Source organism: uncultured Brevundimonas sp. (assembly GCF_937870815.1).
Classification (GTDB): domain Bacteria; phylum Pseudomonadota; class Alphaproteobacteria; order Caulobacterales; family Caulobacteraceae; genus Brevundimonas.
The window spans coordinates 1-13,364 of the sequence record NZ_CALMZS010000207.1 but is presented as its reverse complement, the minus strand read 5'-3'; the positions used below and the strand labels follow the sequence as shown (position 1 = coordinate 13,364).

The window sequence follows — 13,364 nt, the reverse complement described above, 5'->3', positions numbered from 1 at the left end:
CCCAACCCTCCCCCGTCGAGGGGGAGGGCTTTCCCGTTCGCCACCGACGCGTGCACGTCCTCGTCGGCGGTATCCTGACGGCGTAGCCTGCCCCCCATGCCCACCCTCGTCCTCCTCGCCGGCCCCAACGGCGCCGGCAAGACCACCTTCATCAACGCCGTCCTGCGCGAGCGGGCGGCGACCTTTCAGTTCGTCAATCCTGACGAGGTGGCGCGGCATCTCCCCGACGGCCCGGGCCGCGACCTGGCCGCCGGGCGGCGGGTGCTGGAGCGGCTGGAGGCCCTGACCTCGGCGCGCGCCGACGTGGTGCTGGAGACGACGCTCGCCACCCGCTCCCATGCGGTTCGCATCCGGGCGTGGAAGGCGGCCGGATACCGGATCGACCTGATCTACCTGCGCCTGCCGGACGTCGAGGCCTCCATCGCCCGTGTGGCCCGCCGGGTCGAGCGCGGCGGACACGGCATCCCGGAGGCCGCGCTGCGCCGCCGCTTCCCGCTCAGCCTCGAATATCTCGAGACGGTCTACAAGCCGCTCGCGGACTGCTGGGAAGTCTGGGCGAGTGGCGGAGATACGCCGGAACTGCTAGATTGGAGCCCAAGATGAGCATCCTGTTCGATCGCGAAACCACGCTGAAAGCCCTGCGCCGCGCCGCCTGGGTCGCCAGGCACGGCACGCGCGAGGAGCAGTCCGGCCGCTTCCTGCCGCCGCCCGGCTGGAAAGGTCATCTGGTCACCGCCGACGACGTCCAGCCCCCGAAGAAGCGGGGCGAGGCGGCGTAGACTCCCCCCTTCCCCTCGACGGGGTGGAGGCGGGTCGCCGAAGGCGGGCCGCCGACGGGCCGGGGGTAGGGGTGAGGGCAGGCTGGGTCCGGAGGTGGCGCGGGAGGCGTCATCGCCTTGCGCGGGCCGTCGCACACACCGTGCCTCCACCCCCTCCCAACCCTCCCCCGTCGAGGGGGAGGGCTAGTCGCTGGCCCTCTCCCGCCGGGAGAGGGCGCCTTCCCCCGCTCGCCGACCCGCGTTAGCGTCGCCGTATGAAACAGCTCGCCCCCGTCGCCGCCCTCGCCCTGCTCCTCGCCGCCTGCTCGCCCGAGGCCCCGGCCCCCGCCGAGGCCCCGGCCGCCGCGACCGCCCCGACCCAGCCGGGCGAGGCCCGGCTCGAGGCCGACGGCTTCACCCCGGCCAATCCGGGCGGGCGCGGCGCCGGCCGCAAGCTCGGCTTCGGCGAGGCCGAGCCGGAGGTGATCGCCTTCATCACCCGCCTGCGCGGCGACCAGCCGCCCCGGCGCGACGCCAACGCCGAATGCCCGGCCGGGCCGCTGAGCTTCGCCGACTGGGGCGACAATTTCCAGCTGGCCTTCTCGGAGGGCCGGTTCGCGGGCTGGACCGCCGGCGAGGGCGCCCCGCGCGGCTTCGCCACCGTCTCCGGCGTCCACGTCGGCTCCACCCTCGCCGAGCTCCGTGCGGCCCACCCGGAGGTCGCCGTGCGCGAGGACTCGCTCGGGCCGGAATTCTCCGCCGGGGACATCCACGGCACCCTGTCGGGCGCGGGCGACGACGCGGTGGTCACCACCATGTGGGCCGGGGTGAACTGCGTGTTCCGGTGATCCGCGGGCGACGACCCAGGCAGGTTCATCACAATGAACACAACGAAGATCCACGACGGACACGACGGGGCGAGCCTCGTTTCGCCTTCCGCGGGCCCTTGCCCGCAATCCGGCCTTCTGCGTCCCCTGACGGGAGCCGCTGGCCCTCCGGCCCCGTCGTGTTCGTTGTGACCTCGTCGTGCCCGTTGTGATGAACCTCCCCGGCCCAACCCCATGACGCTGTGCCGGCAATCTGCGGAATTATAGTCCGGCTGGGCCGAAATTCCCCCGCCCCTTCAACGCCCCGACCGTTTCTCGACCCTGTCTTCCCGCCCGGGAAAAAACCGCGCGCATAATTCCTCCGCGAAAACGAAGGAAGGAACGCCCATGGCCGACGGAAGACAGATCACCGCCCCGAAACCGCGCCGCCCCGGCGGCCGCCGTCCGGCCCCGAAGACCGTCTGGGACGCCGTCCGCGCCGACTATCTGGCCGGGCTGCCGGCGCACGAATGCTGCCGCCGCCACGGGGTGACGATCGCGGCCCTGCGGTCCCGCGCCGCGCGCAACGGCTGGCGGCGCATCGACCAGCCGTGGACGCCCGCCAACGCCCTCGACCCGTCCGACGAAGGGGTCCAGCTGGAGCAGCGCAGCGAGGGCGATCTCGACCGCATCGACACCGGCGAACTGGTCTTCGTCGCCCACCGCCGCATGCTGCGCTGCGTGCTGCGCGGCGACGCCGCCGGGGCCCTGCGCTGGCGCCGGGTCGCCCAGGCGCTGGAGGCGGAGGAGGCCGAGATGCGCCGCTACCTGTGCCAGGAGGAGGCGCTCAACAGCATGCGCCTCGCCGAGGAGGCCGACGGCGGCGCCTGGATGCGCCCCACCCCGGGCCTTCCCCGCCCGGCGGCCGATGCCGACCCTGCCGACTCTGACACACCGAATTTCGCCGGCGCCGACTCTGCCGACTCCGCCACACCGAATTTTTCGGTCGGCGGCGAGACGCCCGCATGACGCCGCCCCCCTCCCGGTCCTGTGACCGGCCGAAACCTTGGCTTCCCGCCTCCCCGCCTCTAGGTTCCGCGGCAACGACGGCGGACCGCCGCGAGCCCATCAGGAGACGCCCCATGCACGACGCGCCCCAAACCGAAGCCGCCGCCCGCCTGGACAAGGAAAACCCGCTCGGCGTCGACGGTTTCGAATTCGTCGAATTCACCGGCCCCGAGCCCGAGGCCATGGCCGCCCGGCTGGAGCTGATGGGCTTCACCCGCACCCATGTGAACCCGGCCACCGGCACGGTCCGGCTCAAACAGGGCGACATCAGCCTGCTGGTCGACCTGTCGCCGAAGGGCCAGGCCGCCGACTTCGCCCGCGAGCACGGCCCCTCGGCCAACGGCATGGCCTTCCGCGTCGCCGACGCCCGGGCCGCCTTCGACGGCGCCGTGGCCCGCGGCGCCCGCCCGGCCGAAAACGCCGACGGCGGCGCGCTCGGCGGCGGCTATCCCTGGATCCTGCAGGGCATCGGCGGCTCGCTGCTCTACCTCGTCGACCGGTACGGCGAGCGCGGCTCCCCCTACGACGGCTGGGACGAGATCGAGGGCTGGGAGGAGGCCGAGCGCAGGAATTCGGTCGGCCTCTACTGCCTCGACCACCTGACCCACAATGTGCGCCGCGGCCAGATGCGCGCCTGGTCCGGCTTCTATGGCGACGTCTTCGCCTTCGAGGAGCAGAAATATTTCGACATCAAGGGCAAGGCGACCGGCCTGTTCTCCCAGGCCATGATCGCCCCCGACCGGGCCATCCGCATCCCCCTCAACGAGAGCCAGGACGAGAACAGCCAGATCGAGGAATTCCTGCGCCGCTACAACGGCGAGGGCATCCAGCACATCGCCCTGGCCACCGACGACATCTACGAGACGGTCGAGGAGCTGAGGCGCCGCGGCATCCCCTTCCAGGACACCGTCGAGACCTATTTCGAACTGATCGACAAACGCCTGCCCGGCCACGGCGAGGACGTCGGGCGCATGCGCAGGAACCGCATCCTGATCGACGGCTCCGACGAGGAGGGCCTGCTGCTGCAGATCTTCACCCAGGACACCTTCGGCCCGATCTTCTTCGAGATCATCCAGCGCAAGGGCAACCAGGCCTTCGGCGAGGGCAATTTCCAGGCCCTGTTCGACTCCATCGAGCTGGACCAGATCCGGCGCGGCGTCATCAAGGTGGATGCCTAGACCCCCGGCCTGGCTGCCCTGGCTCGGCCCCGTCCTGGCGGCCGGGGTCGGGGCGGCGGTGGGGGAATACGGCCTCGGCGGCGGCTTCTGGACGGTGCTGGTCGCGGCCCTGGTCGGCGGCTTCCTGCCCATCCTCGGCAACGCCCTGTGGCGCTGGCGGCACCAGCGCAGGGGCTAGAGTCCGGCAGCCCCCTCACCGCCCGCGGACGGCGAATGCCCTGAACTCGGCCAGCAGCCTCACGTTCAGGCCGAGGCGTTCAGCCGCTCCCGCAGCTCCTTGCCGCTCTTGAAGAACGGCACCGCCTTGGCCGGGACCTCGACGGTTTCGCCGGTGCGGGGATTGCGTCCGGCCCGGGCCGGACGGCCGCGCACCGAAAAGGCCCCGAACCCGCGCAGTTCGACCCGGCCGCCCTCGCCCAGGGTCTCGACCATCCGTCCGAGCACGATATTGACCACCCGCTCCACTTCGGCGTGGGTCAGATGGGTGTTTTCGACCGCGAGCTTTTCGATCAGCTCGGATTTGATCATCTCAGCCCCCCGCCCTCCAACGCCCTTCCCAGAGCCGTTCGGGTGCATCCGAACCCCGAATGCGATGACCACCCTAGCCTTCACCCGCGGGCGGCAAAAGGCCTGACGGCGAGATCGGCCGTTAAATGTCGGTTACCGGGCCTTTACCGCGATGCGAGGCGGCCGTGAAAAAGGGCGGCGGGATCGCTCCCGCCGCCCCTGTTCTCCGCCCGGCGGGCGCGCGGCCTATTCCCTGGAACCGGCCTTCTCGCGCAGGGCGGCGCCGAGGATGTCGCCCAGCGAGGCGCCCGAGTCCGAGGACCCGAACTGCTCGACGGCTTCCTTCTCGTCCTTCATCTCCAGCGCCTTGATCGACACGGAGACGCGGCGCGAGGCCTTGTCGATGCCGGTGACCATGGCGTCGACGCGGTCGCCGACCGAGAAGCGCTCGGTGCGCTGCTCGGCGCGGTCGCGGGACAGGTCCGACTTGCGGATGAAGGCGGTCGCCGGGGCGTCCTCCTCACCGAATTTGACCTCGATGCCGCCGGTCTCCACCGCCGTCACGGTGACGGTGACCTGCTGGCCCTTCTTGAAGGCGTCGCCTTCGATCGGATCGCCGCCGAGCTGTTTGATGCCCAGCGAGACGCGCTCCTTCTCGACGTCGACGTCCAGCACCCTGGCCTTGACGGTCTCGCCCTTGCGGTAGCGCTGGATGGCTTCCTCGCCCGAGACGTTCCAGTCCAGGTCCGACAGATGGACCATGCCGTCGATGTCGTTGTCGAGGCCGATGAACAGGCCGAACTCGGTGGCGTTCTTGACCTCGCCCTCGACCGTCGAGCCGATCGGGTGGGCGGCCACGAAGGCGTCCCACGGATTGTCCTGGGCCTGCTTCAGGCCCAGGGAGATGCGGCGCTTGGAGGAATCGACGTCCAGCACGACCACGTCGACCTCCTGAGAGGTCGAGACGATCTTGCCGGGGTGGACGTTCTTCTTGGTCCACGACATTTCCGAGACGTGCACCAGGCCCTCGACCCCGGCTTCCAGCTCCACGAAGGCGCCGTAGTCGGTGATGTTGGTGATGCGGCCCGACATCTTGGCGCCGACCGGATATTTGGCCTCGACGCCGTCCCACGGGTCAGCCTGGAGCTGCTTCATGCCCAGCGAGATGCGCTGGGTGTCCGGGTTGATCTTGACGATCTGGACCTTGACGGTGTCGCCGACCGCCAGCACCTGCGACGGGTGCGAGACGCGCTTCCACGACATGTCGGTGACGTGCAGCAGGCCGTCGATGCCGCCCAGGTCGACGAAGGCGCCGTAGTCGGTGATGTTCTTGACCACGCCTTCGCGGACTTCACCCTCCTGCAGCTGGCCGACCAGTTCGGTGCGCTGTTCGGCGCGGGCCTCTTCCAGGATGGCGCGGCGCGAGACGACGATGTTGCCGCGCGGGCGGTCCATCTTGAGGATGGCGAAGGGCTGTTCCTTGCCCATCAGCGGGGCGACGTCGCGCACCGGACGGATGTCGACCTGCGAGCCCGGCAGGAAGGCCGAGGCGCCGCCGAGATCGACGGTGAAGCCGCCCTTGACGCGGCCGACGATGGCGCCGTTGACCGGCACGCCCTCGGCGAAGACGACTTCCAGACGGGTCCAGGCTTCCTCGCGGCGGGCCTTGTCGCGGCTGATGACCGCTTCGCCCAGGGCGTTCTCGACGCGCTCCAGATAGACTTCGACATTGTCGCCGAGCTTCGGGATCACGGCGCCCTCGCCGATGCCGAATTCGCGGGCCGGGATGCGGCCTTCGGTCTTCAGACCGACGTCGATGATCAGGATGTCCTTTTCGATGCCGACGACGCGGCCGTGGACGACCTGGCCCTCGCCGAGGTCGCGGCCCTGGAGGGTTTCGTCGAGCAGCGCGGCGAAGTCGTCACGCGAGGGGGAGAAGCTTTGGGTGTCGGTCATGCAGGGTTGGGGTTTCTGATGGTTGCGGCGCGCGACCGGAGGGCCCCGCGCGAGGTGAGTTGAGGCGTGAGATCAGGTCGTCGGGATGCGAGGCAGATGAAGCCAGATCGCCCGCGGAAGCCGAGGATGGGAGCGTTGGATTTGCCCGGGGGTCTTACAGACCGTGCCGGACGCGCGCCGCCTCGACGATACGGCGGGCCGCATCGAAGGCGGTCTCTATATCCATATCGGTCGTGTCCAGCAAGACGGCGTCTTCGGCCTGCACCATCGGGGCGGCGCCGCGGCCGGCGTCGCGCTGGTCGCGGCGCATGATGTCAGCCAGCATCTCTTCATAGGCGATGGCGTCGCCGCGGCCGGTCAGCTGCTTCCAGCGGCGCCGGGCGCGGACCTGCGGCGTCGCGGTGACGAACAGCTTGGCCTGGGCCTCGGGGGCGATCACCGTGCCGATGTCGCGGCCGTCCAGCACCGCCCCACCCGGCTGGGCGGCGAAGGCGCGCTGGAAGTCGAGCAGGGCGGCCCGCACGCCGGGATAGCCGGCGACGCGGCTGGCGGCCTCGCCCGCGCCGCGGTCGGTGAGGCGGCCGGTGTCGGTCAGGTGGCCGGCGTCCAGCGCCCGGGCCACGGCCTCGGCCCCCGAGGCGTCGTCCAGCGATCCGCCGGAGTCCAGCACGCCCACTCCCACCGCGCGGTACAGCAGGCCCGTGTCCAGATGCGGCAGGCCATAGGTCCGCGCCAGCCGCGCGGCGATGGTGCCCTTGCCCGAGGCGGCGGGTCCGTCGACGGCGATGATCAAAGGCTTCACGCGGCGGGCTTCATGCGCACCGGCGCCAGGCGCAGGCCGAGCGCCTGCATCACCTTGAAGATCGTCGAAAGCTCCGGCCGACCCTCGGCGCTGAGCGCACGGTACAGAGCCGTACGCGACAGTTCGGCATCCTCGGCCATCCGGGTCATGCCCTGGGCGCGGGCGACGACCCCGAGTGCTTCCGGAATAATGCCGGGATCGTTGAGTTCGAACGCGGATTCGAAGGAGGCGATCAGGAATTCCTCCACCGCCTCAGGCGTGTCCAGGTATCTCGCCGGATCAAATGGGATCGTCTTCAGAGCCACGCCGCATCTCCTTAGCCATTCGCCTGGCCGCCTCGATGTCGCGGCGCTGGCTGGACTTGTCACCGCCAGCGAGCATCATCACCCAAACGTCGCCCCGCTTGATCGCGTACATCCTGTACCCTGGCCCGGCATCGACGCGGAACTCGATAATACCGTCGCCGACCGGCTTCACATCGCCCCAATGGCCCCGCCGAAGCCTGAGCAGCCGGGCCGTTATCCGAGCAACCGCTTGTCGATCCCGGAGGCGCTCGAGCCAACCATCGAACACTTCCGTGAACTCGACTGTGATCACCCAGCTGTCCTCTATAGGCGACAAATTGTCAATCCCCCAACGCGGCTCCCAGCCCGCGCATCAGCTCGACAAAGCCGGGGAAGCTGGTGGCGATCATGCCAGGCTCGTCGACGGTGACGGCTTCGACGGCAGCCAGACCGAGCACCAGATGGCTCATGGCGATGCGGTGGTCGCCGTGGGTGACGACGGTCGCGCCGCCGCGCACCGGGCCGCCGAAGACAGTGAAACCCTCCGGCTCCTCCTCGACCTGGACACCGCAGGCGGCCAGGCCGGCGGCCATCAGGGCGATGCGGTCGCTCTCCTTGACCCGCATCTCGCCGACGCCGCGCATCACCGTGGCCCCTTCGGCGAAGGCGGCGACAGCGGCGAGGACCGGGTATTCGTCGATCATCGAGGCGGCCCGCTCCGGCGGCACGACCACGCCCTTCAGCGCGGAATGGCGGGCGGTGACGTCGCCGATCTCCTCGCCGCCGGCCATGCGACGGTTCGAAACCGTGAGATCCGCGCCCATCTCGCGCCAGGTCTCGAACAGGCCGGTGCGCAGGGGGTTGAGCATGACGCCCTCGACGGTGATCGCCGAGCCGGGGACGATCAGGGCGGCGGCCAGCGGGAAGGCGGCGGACGAGGGGTCGCCGGGGACGGAGACGGCGGTTCCGGTCAGGGTCTGGCCGCCCTTCAGGCTGACCCGCCAGCCGGCTCCGGCCGGCAGGACGCCGACCTCGGCGCCGAAGGCCCGCAACATTCGTTCGGTATGGTCGCGGCTGGGCACGGGTTCGGTGACGGTGGTGACGCCCTCCGCGTTCAACCCGGCCAGCAGGATCGCCGACTTGATCTGGGCCGAGGCGACCGTCTGGACATGGTCGATGGCGTTCAGCCCGCCGCCGGAGATCTCGACCGGCAGCCGGTCTTCCTCGCCCAGCCATTCGAACCGCGCGCCCATGGCGGCGAGGGGGCCGGCGACCCGCTTCATCGGCCGCTTCCGCAGCGAGGCGTCGCCGTCGAAGGTCGCGCTGACCGGATAGCCCGCCGCCGCGCCCATCAGCAGGCGGACGCCGGTGCCGGCGTTGCCGCAGTCGATGACGGCTTCTGGCTGTCTGAAGCCGCCGTGGCCGGTGATCCGCCAGCGGCCCTCGCCGAGCCGCTCGGCGCCGGCGCCGAAGGCCGCCACCGCCCGGGCGGTGGCCAGCACGTCGTCGCCCTCGAGCAGGCCGTCGATGTCGGTGACGCCGGTGGCCATGGCCCCGAGGATCAGGGCGCGGTGCGACATCGACTTGTCGCCCGGCGCGCGCGCCACGCCCGACAGGGCGGAGGCGCCTCGGGCGGTCAGGGTGGAGGGGATCGGCACCCGGCGGTCTCCGAAACAATCAGCATGGGCGGGCGGCGCGAGAGATGGCTTTTGACAGCGGCCCCCCTTGGTGGCAAGGGACGCGCCCGATTTCCCAACTCCCGCCAAAGGTCTTCAACCGTGGCCAAACCCGAACTGGGCCAGAAGCAGGTCTGCCCGAACTGCCAGGCGAAATTCTACGACCTGGGCCGCCGCCCGGCCCACTGCCCCAAATGCGACGCCGAGTTCGACCCGGAAGAGGCGCTGAAACTGCGCAACCGCCGCGGCCGTCCGGCCGGCTACGCCGCCGACGAGACCCCCGACGACGACGCCGGGGACCAGGTCGAGGCCAAGAAGGCCGCCGGGGACGACGAGGACGAGGACGAGGCCGTCGTCACGCCGGAGATCGACGAGGAAGGCCACGAGCCGATCCTGACCCCGGACGACGACGACGACGAGGCCGCCGTCGACCCGGCCGAGGAGCCCGGCATGGGCGAGGCCGTCGAGGACGACGAGGACGTTCTGGCCGACGATGACGACGACTCCGTGCCCTTCATCGAGGACGAGGACGACGACGCCTTCGACGACGACATCGTCAAGCCGGGCAAGGACGACGACTAGGTTTTCGGCCCGTCCGGGGCGGCCCCGAGCGGCTCCGGACGAGGCGAAAATAAATGGCGGAACCGGGCTTGATCGCGGTCGGGCCCTGACATAGGTTCCGCCGCCTCGCCGGGGGGCGGCTTTTCCTCCGGCGATCCGGCCGAAACGGCTCGGGGCTATAGCTCAGTTGGTAGAGCGCTTGAATGGCATTCAAGAGGTCAGCGGTTCGACTCCGCTTAGCTCCACCATCGAAGGCCCCGCGGGAGACCACGGGGCCTTCGTCCTGTCCGGCCCGGAGCCGTTGATCCGCGAGGGCCCGATCCCCATCTGGGGCCCGTCGGCCGACGCCTCGCCGATCGCGGGAGGCGGGACGGCCCGGGGCCTGCTTCGGGGGCGAGACCATGACGACGCGCACCATCCTGTTCGACAGCCCGTTCCTGCTCGGCTTCGACCACACCCGGGCCCTGATCGACCGGGCCGCAAGGGCGGCGGCGGACAGCTATCCGCCCTACAATGTCGAGCAGCTGGGCGAGCATTCGGTGCGCATCACCCTGGCCGTGGCCGGGTTCGGGCCCGACGACCTGACGGTGACGCTGGAGGGCCGTCAGCTGACCATCGCCGGCAAGCGCGAGGAGGCCGGCAGGGCGGAACAGGCCTTCCTGCACCGCGGCATCGCCGGCCGCGGCTTCGTGCGCAGCTTCGTGCTGGCCGACGGGCTGGAGGTCGACCGGGCGCGGCTGGAGCACGGCCTGCTGCACGTCGAACTGAGCCGGCCCGAGGACCTGCCGACGGTCCGGCGCATCCCCATCACGGCGGGCTGATCCGGCCGCCGTTTCACCGGCCGCCGGGTTTCGGGGCCGAACCACCAGCCCCCAGGGGCGTTAGTTGCATAAGGAGGCGGTCGCCATGACGCCTATGATGATGACCAAGGAAGACCTCAGGGGCCTCGGCGCCCCCGATCTGGTGTATGTGCGGGAGATTCGCGCCGCCGACGTGCTGGCGGACACGCCGATCCCCGAGGCCCGGGGCCTGTCGATCGACCCGGAGGCCATCCTGTACGCGGTGCACGGCGCCGACGGCGAACGGCTGGCGGTGATGATGGACCGGGAGACGGCCTTCGCCGCCGCGGTGGCGCACGAGCTGGAGCCGGTCTCGGTGCATTGACGGAACGGGCCCGCGCCCGGGCGCGTCAGGCCGCCGTGGCCGGGAGCTGATCCTTGACGAACAGGGCGCGGATGGCGTCGATGGTGCGGGCCTGACGCAGCTGCTCGCGCATCTCCGGCGAGCGCAGGGCGCGCGACACGGCCGCCAGGGCGCGCAGATGCTCGGCCCCGTCGCGGGGCGGCGCGAACAGGGCGAAGATCAGATCGACCGGGCGGTCGTCGACGGAGCCGTAGGCCACCGGCGTGTCCAGGCGCACGAACACCCCGGTGACCCGGTCGATGCCCTCCATGCGCGCGTGCGGGACCGCCACGCCGGAGCCCAGTCCGGTCGAGCCGAGGGCCTCGCGCTCGAGCAGGGCCTCCATGACCCGCGGCTCGGAAAGGCCGAGCGCCTGGGCGGCCGCCTCGGCCACCGTGTGCAACGCCTGGCGCTTCGACGAGGCGCCGCTGCGCAGGACGACGCCGCCGTCCGCCAGCAAATCACCGATGTCCATGACGCATTCCCGACTCTACCCGATCATTCCCGATGGGCGGGGGCCATGTAGCCGACCCGCCCCGTCGTGGAAAGCATTATGAAGTGACGGCGTTTACCGAACCGTGTCCGTTGAGCGACCGGGTGGTCCGCTCGGGGTCGATCCAGCCGACGTTGCCGTCCGGCCGCCGGTAGACCACCGACAGGCCGCCGTGCGCGGCGTTGCGGAACACCACGACGGGGTAGCCCGTCATGTCCAGCTCCAGCACGGCCCGGCCGACGGTGACGGTGCGGATCTCGGCCTCCGTCTCGGCGATGACCATGCCCAGCGGCGGCGGTTCCCCGGGCGCGCCGACCCGGCCGAAATCCTCGTCCTCGACGGTGTCGGGGTCGCGCAGCACGATGCTGCGGGCGACCTCGCGGGCGGCCTCCTCGGTCTTTTCCGGGGACAGCCCCTTGGGTCCGATATGGTGGTCCTTGAGCCGGCGCTTGTAGCGCCGCACCCGCTTCTCGAGCTTGTCGAGGCTCTCGGTGAAGGCGGCGTGGGCGTCGCCGCCCAACCCCGAGGTGAACACCACCTGGCCCGAGGCGAGGCGGACCCAGCAGTCGACCTTGAAGCTGTGGCCCTCCTTGGCGACGATCACCTCGGCGTCCTGGGCCCCTCGCTCGAAATATTTGCCGATCCCGTCCTGGAGTTCCTGGGAGATGCGCGAGCCTAACGCTTCGCCGACATCCACGTGCTTGCCGCTGACCTGGATTTGCATGCCGGTAGAACGCGGCCGTTGGGCTTTGGTGTCAACGCCGATCACCGAAATGTGGTGGGGAATCCGAAGACGCCCCGAAGGCGAATTCGGCGACGGCGCGCGGATAATTCGGGGAAAATGGCGATCAGCCGGCCCGCAGCATGCGTTTGCGCTGGACCGAGGAGGGGATGCGCAGGGCCTCGCGGTATTTCGCCACAGTGCGGCGGGCGATGTCGATGCCGGCCTCGTTGAGCATCTCGACGATGCGGTCGTCGGACAGGACGTCGCCGTCGCGGGCCTCGCCCTCGATCATCGCCTTGATGCGGTGACGGACGGCCTCGGCCGAATGGGTCGCGCCGCCGTCGGACGACTGGATCGCCGCCGTGAAGAAGAATTTCAACTCGAACACGCCGCGCGGGGTCGAGACGTATTTGTTGGAGGTGACCCGGCTGACCGTCGACTCGTGCATGCCGATGGCGTCGGCCACGGTCTTCAGATTCAGCGGCCGCAGGAATTCCACGCCGAAGGCGAGGAAGGCGTCCTGCTGGCGGACGATCTCGGACGACACCTTGAGGATGGTCCTGGCCCGCTGATCCAGCGACTTGACCAGCCAGCTGGCCTGGGCGGCGCAGTCGGCGACGAAGGACTTCTCGGCATCCGACCGCGCGCCCGCCGAAACGACGCCGTGATAGCGCTTGTCCATGATCAGGCGCGGCAGGGTGTCGGCGTTGAGCTCGACCTTCCAGCCGCCGGCGGGATCGGGCCGCACATGGACGTCGGGGATGACGGTCTGGGCCGGCTCGCCGCCGAAGCCGGCGCCGGGCCGCGGCGTCAGCGCCTTCAACTCGGCGATCATCTCGGCCATGTCCTCGCCGTCGACGCCGCAGGCCTTCTTCAGGGCGGTCAGGTCGCGCCTGGCCAGCAGGTCGAGATTGTCGAGCAGGCATTGCATGGCCGGGTCGAAGCGGTTGCGCTCGATCAGCTGAAGCTTGAGGCATTCGGGTATCGAGCGGGCCATGACGCCGGTCGGCTCGAAGCCGTGGCAGGTGGCCAGCACGGCCTCGACGCGCTCGAGGCCGACGCCCAGCCGGTCGGCCGTCTCGGCCAGTTCGCCGCGCAGATAGCCGCCCTCGTCGACGGCGTCGATCAGGGTCAGGGCGATGGCGTGGTCGGCGGGGCTGAACCCGGCCTGGGAGGCCTGGGCCTGCAGATGCTCCCACAGGGTGGCGTCGCGCGTGTCCGGCTGTTCGCGACCCTCGCCGTCGGGCAGGCCGCCGCCCGCTCCGGCGCGGGACCAGTCGTTGAGGCCGGGCTGGGCCTCGCCGGCGCCGACGTCCTCCATCCGGTCCGAGGTGCGCTCGCCCGGGCTGGCGTCGCCGTAGACGTCGTC

At 70.6% G+C, this 13,364-nt stretch carries 18 protein-coding genes and 1 tRNA gene; 10 read left to right on the top strand and 9 right to left on the bottom strand.

From position 1 onward, the window contains the following. Positions 1 to 96: 96 nt before the first annotated feature. From Q0588_RS14030 to Q0588_RS14005, 6 genes are all read left to right on the top strand, one after another. Positions 97 to 603 (top strand): AAA family ATPase, encoded by a 507-nt coding sequence (locus tag Q0588_RS14030; RefSeq protein ID WP_298747356.1) that lies wholly within the window; start codon positions 97 to 99, stop codon positions 601 to 603. Further along, positions 600 to 779: a hypothetical protein gene (locus tag Q0588_RS14025; RefSeq protein ID WP_298747354.1), complete on the top strand. Its 180-nt coding sequence runs from the start codon at positions 600 to 602 to the stop codon at positions 777 to 779. The genes Q0588_RS14030 and Q0588_RS14025 overlap by 4 nt, the downstream gene beginning before the upstream one ends. A 254-nt stretch (positions 780 to 1,033) precedes the next feature. Beyond that, positions 1,034 to 1,606 (top strand): hypothetical protein, encoded by a 573-nt coding sequence (locus Q0588_RS14020; RefSeq protein ID WP_298747351.1) that lies wholly within the window; start codon positions 1,034 to 1,036, stop codon positions 1,604 to 1,606. 366 nt (positions 1,607 to 1,972) lie between these two features. Further along, complete coding sequence (locus Q0588_RS14015) at positions 1,973 to 2,593, top strand: hypothetical protein (protein WP_298747349.1); 621 nt, start codon at positions 1,973 to 1,975, stop codon at positions 2,591 to 2,593. A gap of 113 nt (positions 2,594 to 2,706) precedes the next feature. Continuing rightward, entirely contained in the window at positions 2,707 to 3,810 is a 1,104-nt protein-coding gene (gene hppD / locus Q0588_RS14010) for a 4-hydroxyphenylpyruvate dioxygenase (RefSeq protein WP_298747346.1), read from the top strand. Then, positions 3,803 to 3,988 carry a hypothetical protein gene (locus Q0588_RS14005; RefSeq protein ID WP_298747343.1) on the top strand — a complete coding sequence of 62 codons (186 nt, stop codon included), beginning with the start codon at positions 3,803 to 3,805 and terminating at the stop codon, positions 3,986 to 3,988. The genes hppD and Q0588_RS14005 overlap by 8 nt, the downstream gene beginning before the upstream one ends. A gap of 65 nt (positions 3,989 to 4,053) precedes the next feature. Here Q0588_RS14005 and Q0588_RS14000 read toward each other — a convergent pair whose 3' ends face one another. From Q0588_RS14000 to aroA, 6 genes are all read right to left on the bottom strand, one after another. Continuing rightward, complete coding sequence (locus tag Q0588_RS14000) at positions 4,054 to 4,338, bottom strand: integration host factor subunit beta (RefSeq protein WP_298747341.1); 285 nt, start codon at positions 4,336 to 4,338, stop codon at positions 4,054 to 4,056. A gap of 225 nt (positions 4,339 to 4,563) precedes the next feature. After that, a complete protein-coding gene (gene rpsA, locus Q0588_RS13995) occupies positions 4,564 to 6,273 on the bottom strand; it encodes a 30S ribosomal protein S1 (protein ID WP_298747338.1) in 1,710 nt (569 codons plus the stop codon). A 154-nt stretch (positions 6,274 to 6,427) separates the two neighbouring features. Then, the gene (locus Q0588_RS13990; protein ID WP_298747363.1) at positions 6,428 to 7,066 is read right to left on the bottom strand and encodes a d(CMP) kinase; all 639 of its coding nucleotides are present in this window, start codon (positions 7,064 to 7,066) and stop codon (positions 6,428 to 6,430) included. Positions 7,067 to 7,071: 5 nt separating this feature from the next. Beyond that, positions 7,072 to 7,380: an addiction module antidote protein gene (locus Q0588_RS13985; RefSeq protein WP_298747335.1), complete on the bottom strand. Its 309-nt coding sequence runs from the start codon at positions 7,378 to 7,380 to the stop codon at positions 7,072 to 7,074. Then, on the bottom strand, positions 7,355 to 7,672 hold the full coding sequence (locus Q0588_RS13980; protein WP_298747333.1) for a type II toxin-antitoxin system RelE/ParE family toxin: 318 nt from the start codon (positions 7,670 to 7,672) through the stop codon (positions 7,355 to 7,357). The genes Q0588_RS13985 and Q0588_RS13980 overlap by 26 nt, the downstream gene beginning before the upstream one ends. A 28-nt stretch (positions 7,673 to 7,700) precedes the next feature. Continuing rightward, positions 7,701 to 9,011 (bottom strand): 3-phosphoshikimate 1-carboxyvinyltransferase, encoded by a 1,311-nt coding sequence (gene aroA, locus Q0588_RS13975; protein WP_298747360.1) that lies wholly within the window; start codon positions 9,009 to 9,011, stop codon positions 7,701 to 7,703. 126 nt (positions 9,012 to 9,137) lie between these two features. Here aroA and Q0588_RS13970 point away from each other — a divergent pair, with 126 nt between their 5' ends. From Q0588_RS13970 to Q0588_RS13955, 4 genes are all read left to right on the top strand, one after another. Next, positions 9,138 to 9,617: a TIGR02300 family protein gene (locus Q0588_RS13970; protein ID WP_298747330.1), complete on the top strand. Its 480-nt coding sequence runs from the start codon at positions 9,138 to 9,140 to the stop codon at positions 9,615 to 9,617. Positions 9,618 to 9,768: 151 nt separating this feature from the next. After that, a tRNA-Ala gene (locus Q0588_RS13965) sits at positions 9,769 to 9,844 on the top strand. Positions 9,845 to 9,997: 153 nt separating this feature from the next. Beyond that, positions 9,998 to 10,417 carry an Hsp20 family protein gene (locus Q0588_RS13960; RefSeq protein ID WP_298747328.1) on the top strand — a complete coding sequence of 140 codons (420 nt, stop codon included), beginning with the start codon at positions 9,998 to 10,000 and terminating at the stop codon, positions 10,415 to 10,417. Between the two features lie 85 nt (positions 10,418 to 10,502). Beyond that, positions 10,503 to 10,760, top strand: coding sequence for a DUF1150 family protein (locus Q0588_RS13955; protein WP_298747323.1), 258 nt, complete (start codon positions 10,503 to 10,505; stop codon positions 10,758 to 10,760). Between the two features lie 25 nt (positions 10,761 to 10,785). Here Q0588_RS13955 and Q0588_RS13950 read toward each other — a convergent pair whose 3' ends face one another. The 3 genes from Q0588_RS13950 to rpoN all read right to left on the bottom strand — a co-directional run. Continuing rightward, positions 10,786 to 11,253 carry a PTS sugar transporter subunit IIA gene (locus tag Q0588_RS13950; protein WP_298747319.1) on the bottom strand — a complete coding sequence of 156 codons (468 nt, stop codon included), beginning with the start codon at positions 11,251 to 11,253 and terminating at the stop codon, positions 10,786 to 10,788. A 76-nt stretch (positions 11,254 to 11,329) separates the two neighbouring features. After that, positions 11,330 to 11,995 (bottom strand): ribosome-associated translation inhibitor RaiA, encoded by a 666-nt coding sequence (gene raiA / locus Q0588_RS13945; RefSeq protein ID WP_298747316.1) that lies wholly within the window; start codon positions 11,993 to 11,995, stop codon positions 11,330 to 11,332. A gap of 124 nt (positions 11,996 to 12,119) precedes the next feature. After that, the coding region (gene rpoN / locus Q0588_RS13940) for an RNA polymerase factor sigma-54 (RefSeq protein WP_298747313.1) at positions 12,120 to 13,364 on the bottom strand (1,245 nt) is incomplete at its 5' end.

Coding starts and splice junctions, on each gene's coding strand:
- Q0588_RS13950 (WP_298747319.1), bottom strand. CDS start 11,253: ATGGACATCGGTGATTTGCTGGCGGACGGCGGCGTCGTCCTGCGCAGC.
- Q0588_RS14030 (WP_298747356.1), top strand. CDS start 97: ATGCCCACCCTCGTCCTCCTCGCCGGCCCCAACGGCGCCGGCAAGACC.
- Q0588_RS14000 (WP_298747341.1), bottom strand. CDS start 4,338: ATGATCAAATCCGAGCTGATCGAAAAGCTCGCGGTCGAAAACACCCAT.
- Q0588_RS14005 (WP_298747343.1), top strand. CDS start 3,803: ATGCCTAGACCCCCGGCCTGGCTGCCCTGGCTCGGCCCCGTCCTGGCG.
- Q0588_RS14015 (WP_298747349.1), top strand. CDS start 1,973: ATGGCCGACGGAAGACAGATCACCGCCCCGAAACCGCGCCGCCCCGGC.
- Q0588_RS13955 (WP_298747323.1), top strand. CDS start 10,503: ATGACGCCTATGATGATGACCAAGGAAGACCTCAGGGGCCTCGGCGCC.
- raiA (WP_298747316.1), bottom strand. CDS start 11,995: ATGCAAATCCAGGTCAGCGGCAAGCACGTGGATGTCGGCGAAGCGTTA.
- Q0588_RS14020 (WP_298747351.1), top strand. CDS start 1,034: ATGAAACAGCTCGCCCCCGTCGCCGCCCTCGCCCTGCTCCTCGCCGCC.
- hppD (WP_298747346.1), top strand. CDS start 2,707: ATGCACGACGCGCCCCAAACCGAAGCCGCCGCCCGCCTGGACAAGGAA.
- Q0588_RS13960 (WP_298747328.1), top strand. CDS start 9,998: ATGACGACGCGCACCATCCTGTTCGACAGCCCGTTCCTGCTCGGCTTC.
- Q0588_RS14025 (WP_298747354.1), top strand. CDS start 600: ATGAGCATCCTGTTCGATCGCGAAACCACGCTGAAAGCCCTGCGCCGC.
- rpsA (WP_298747338.1), bottom strand. CDS start 6,273: ATGACCGACACCCAAAGCTTCTCCCCCTCGCGTGACGACTTCGCCGCG.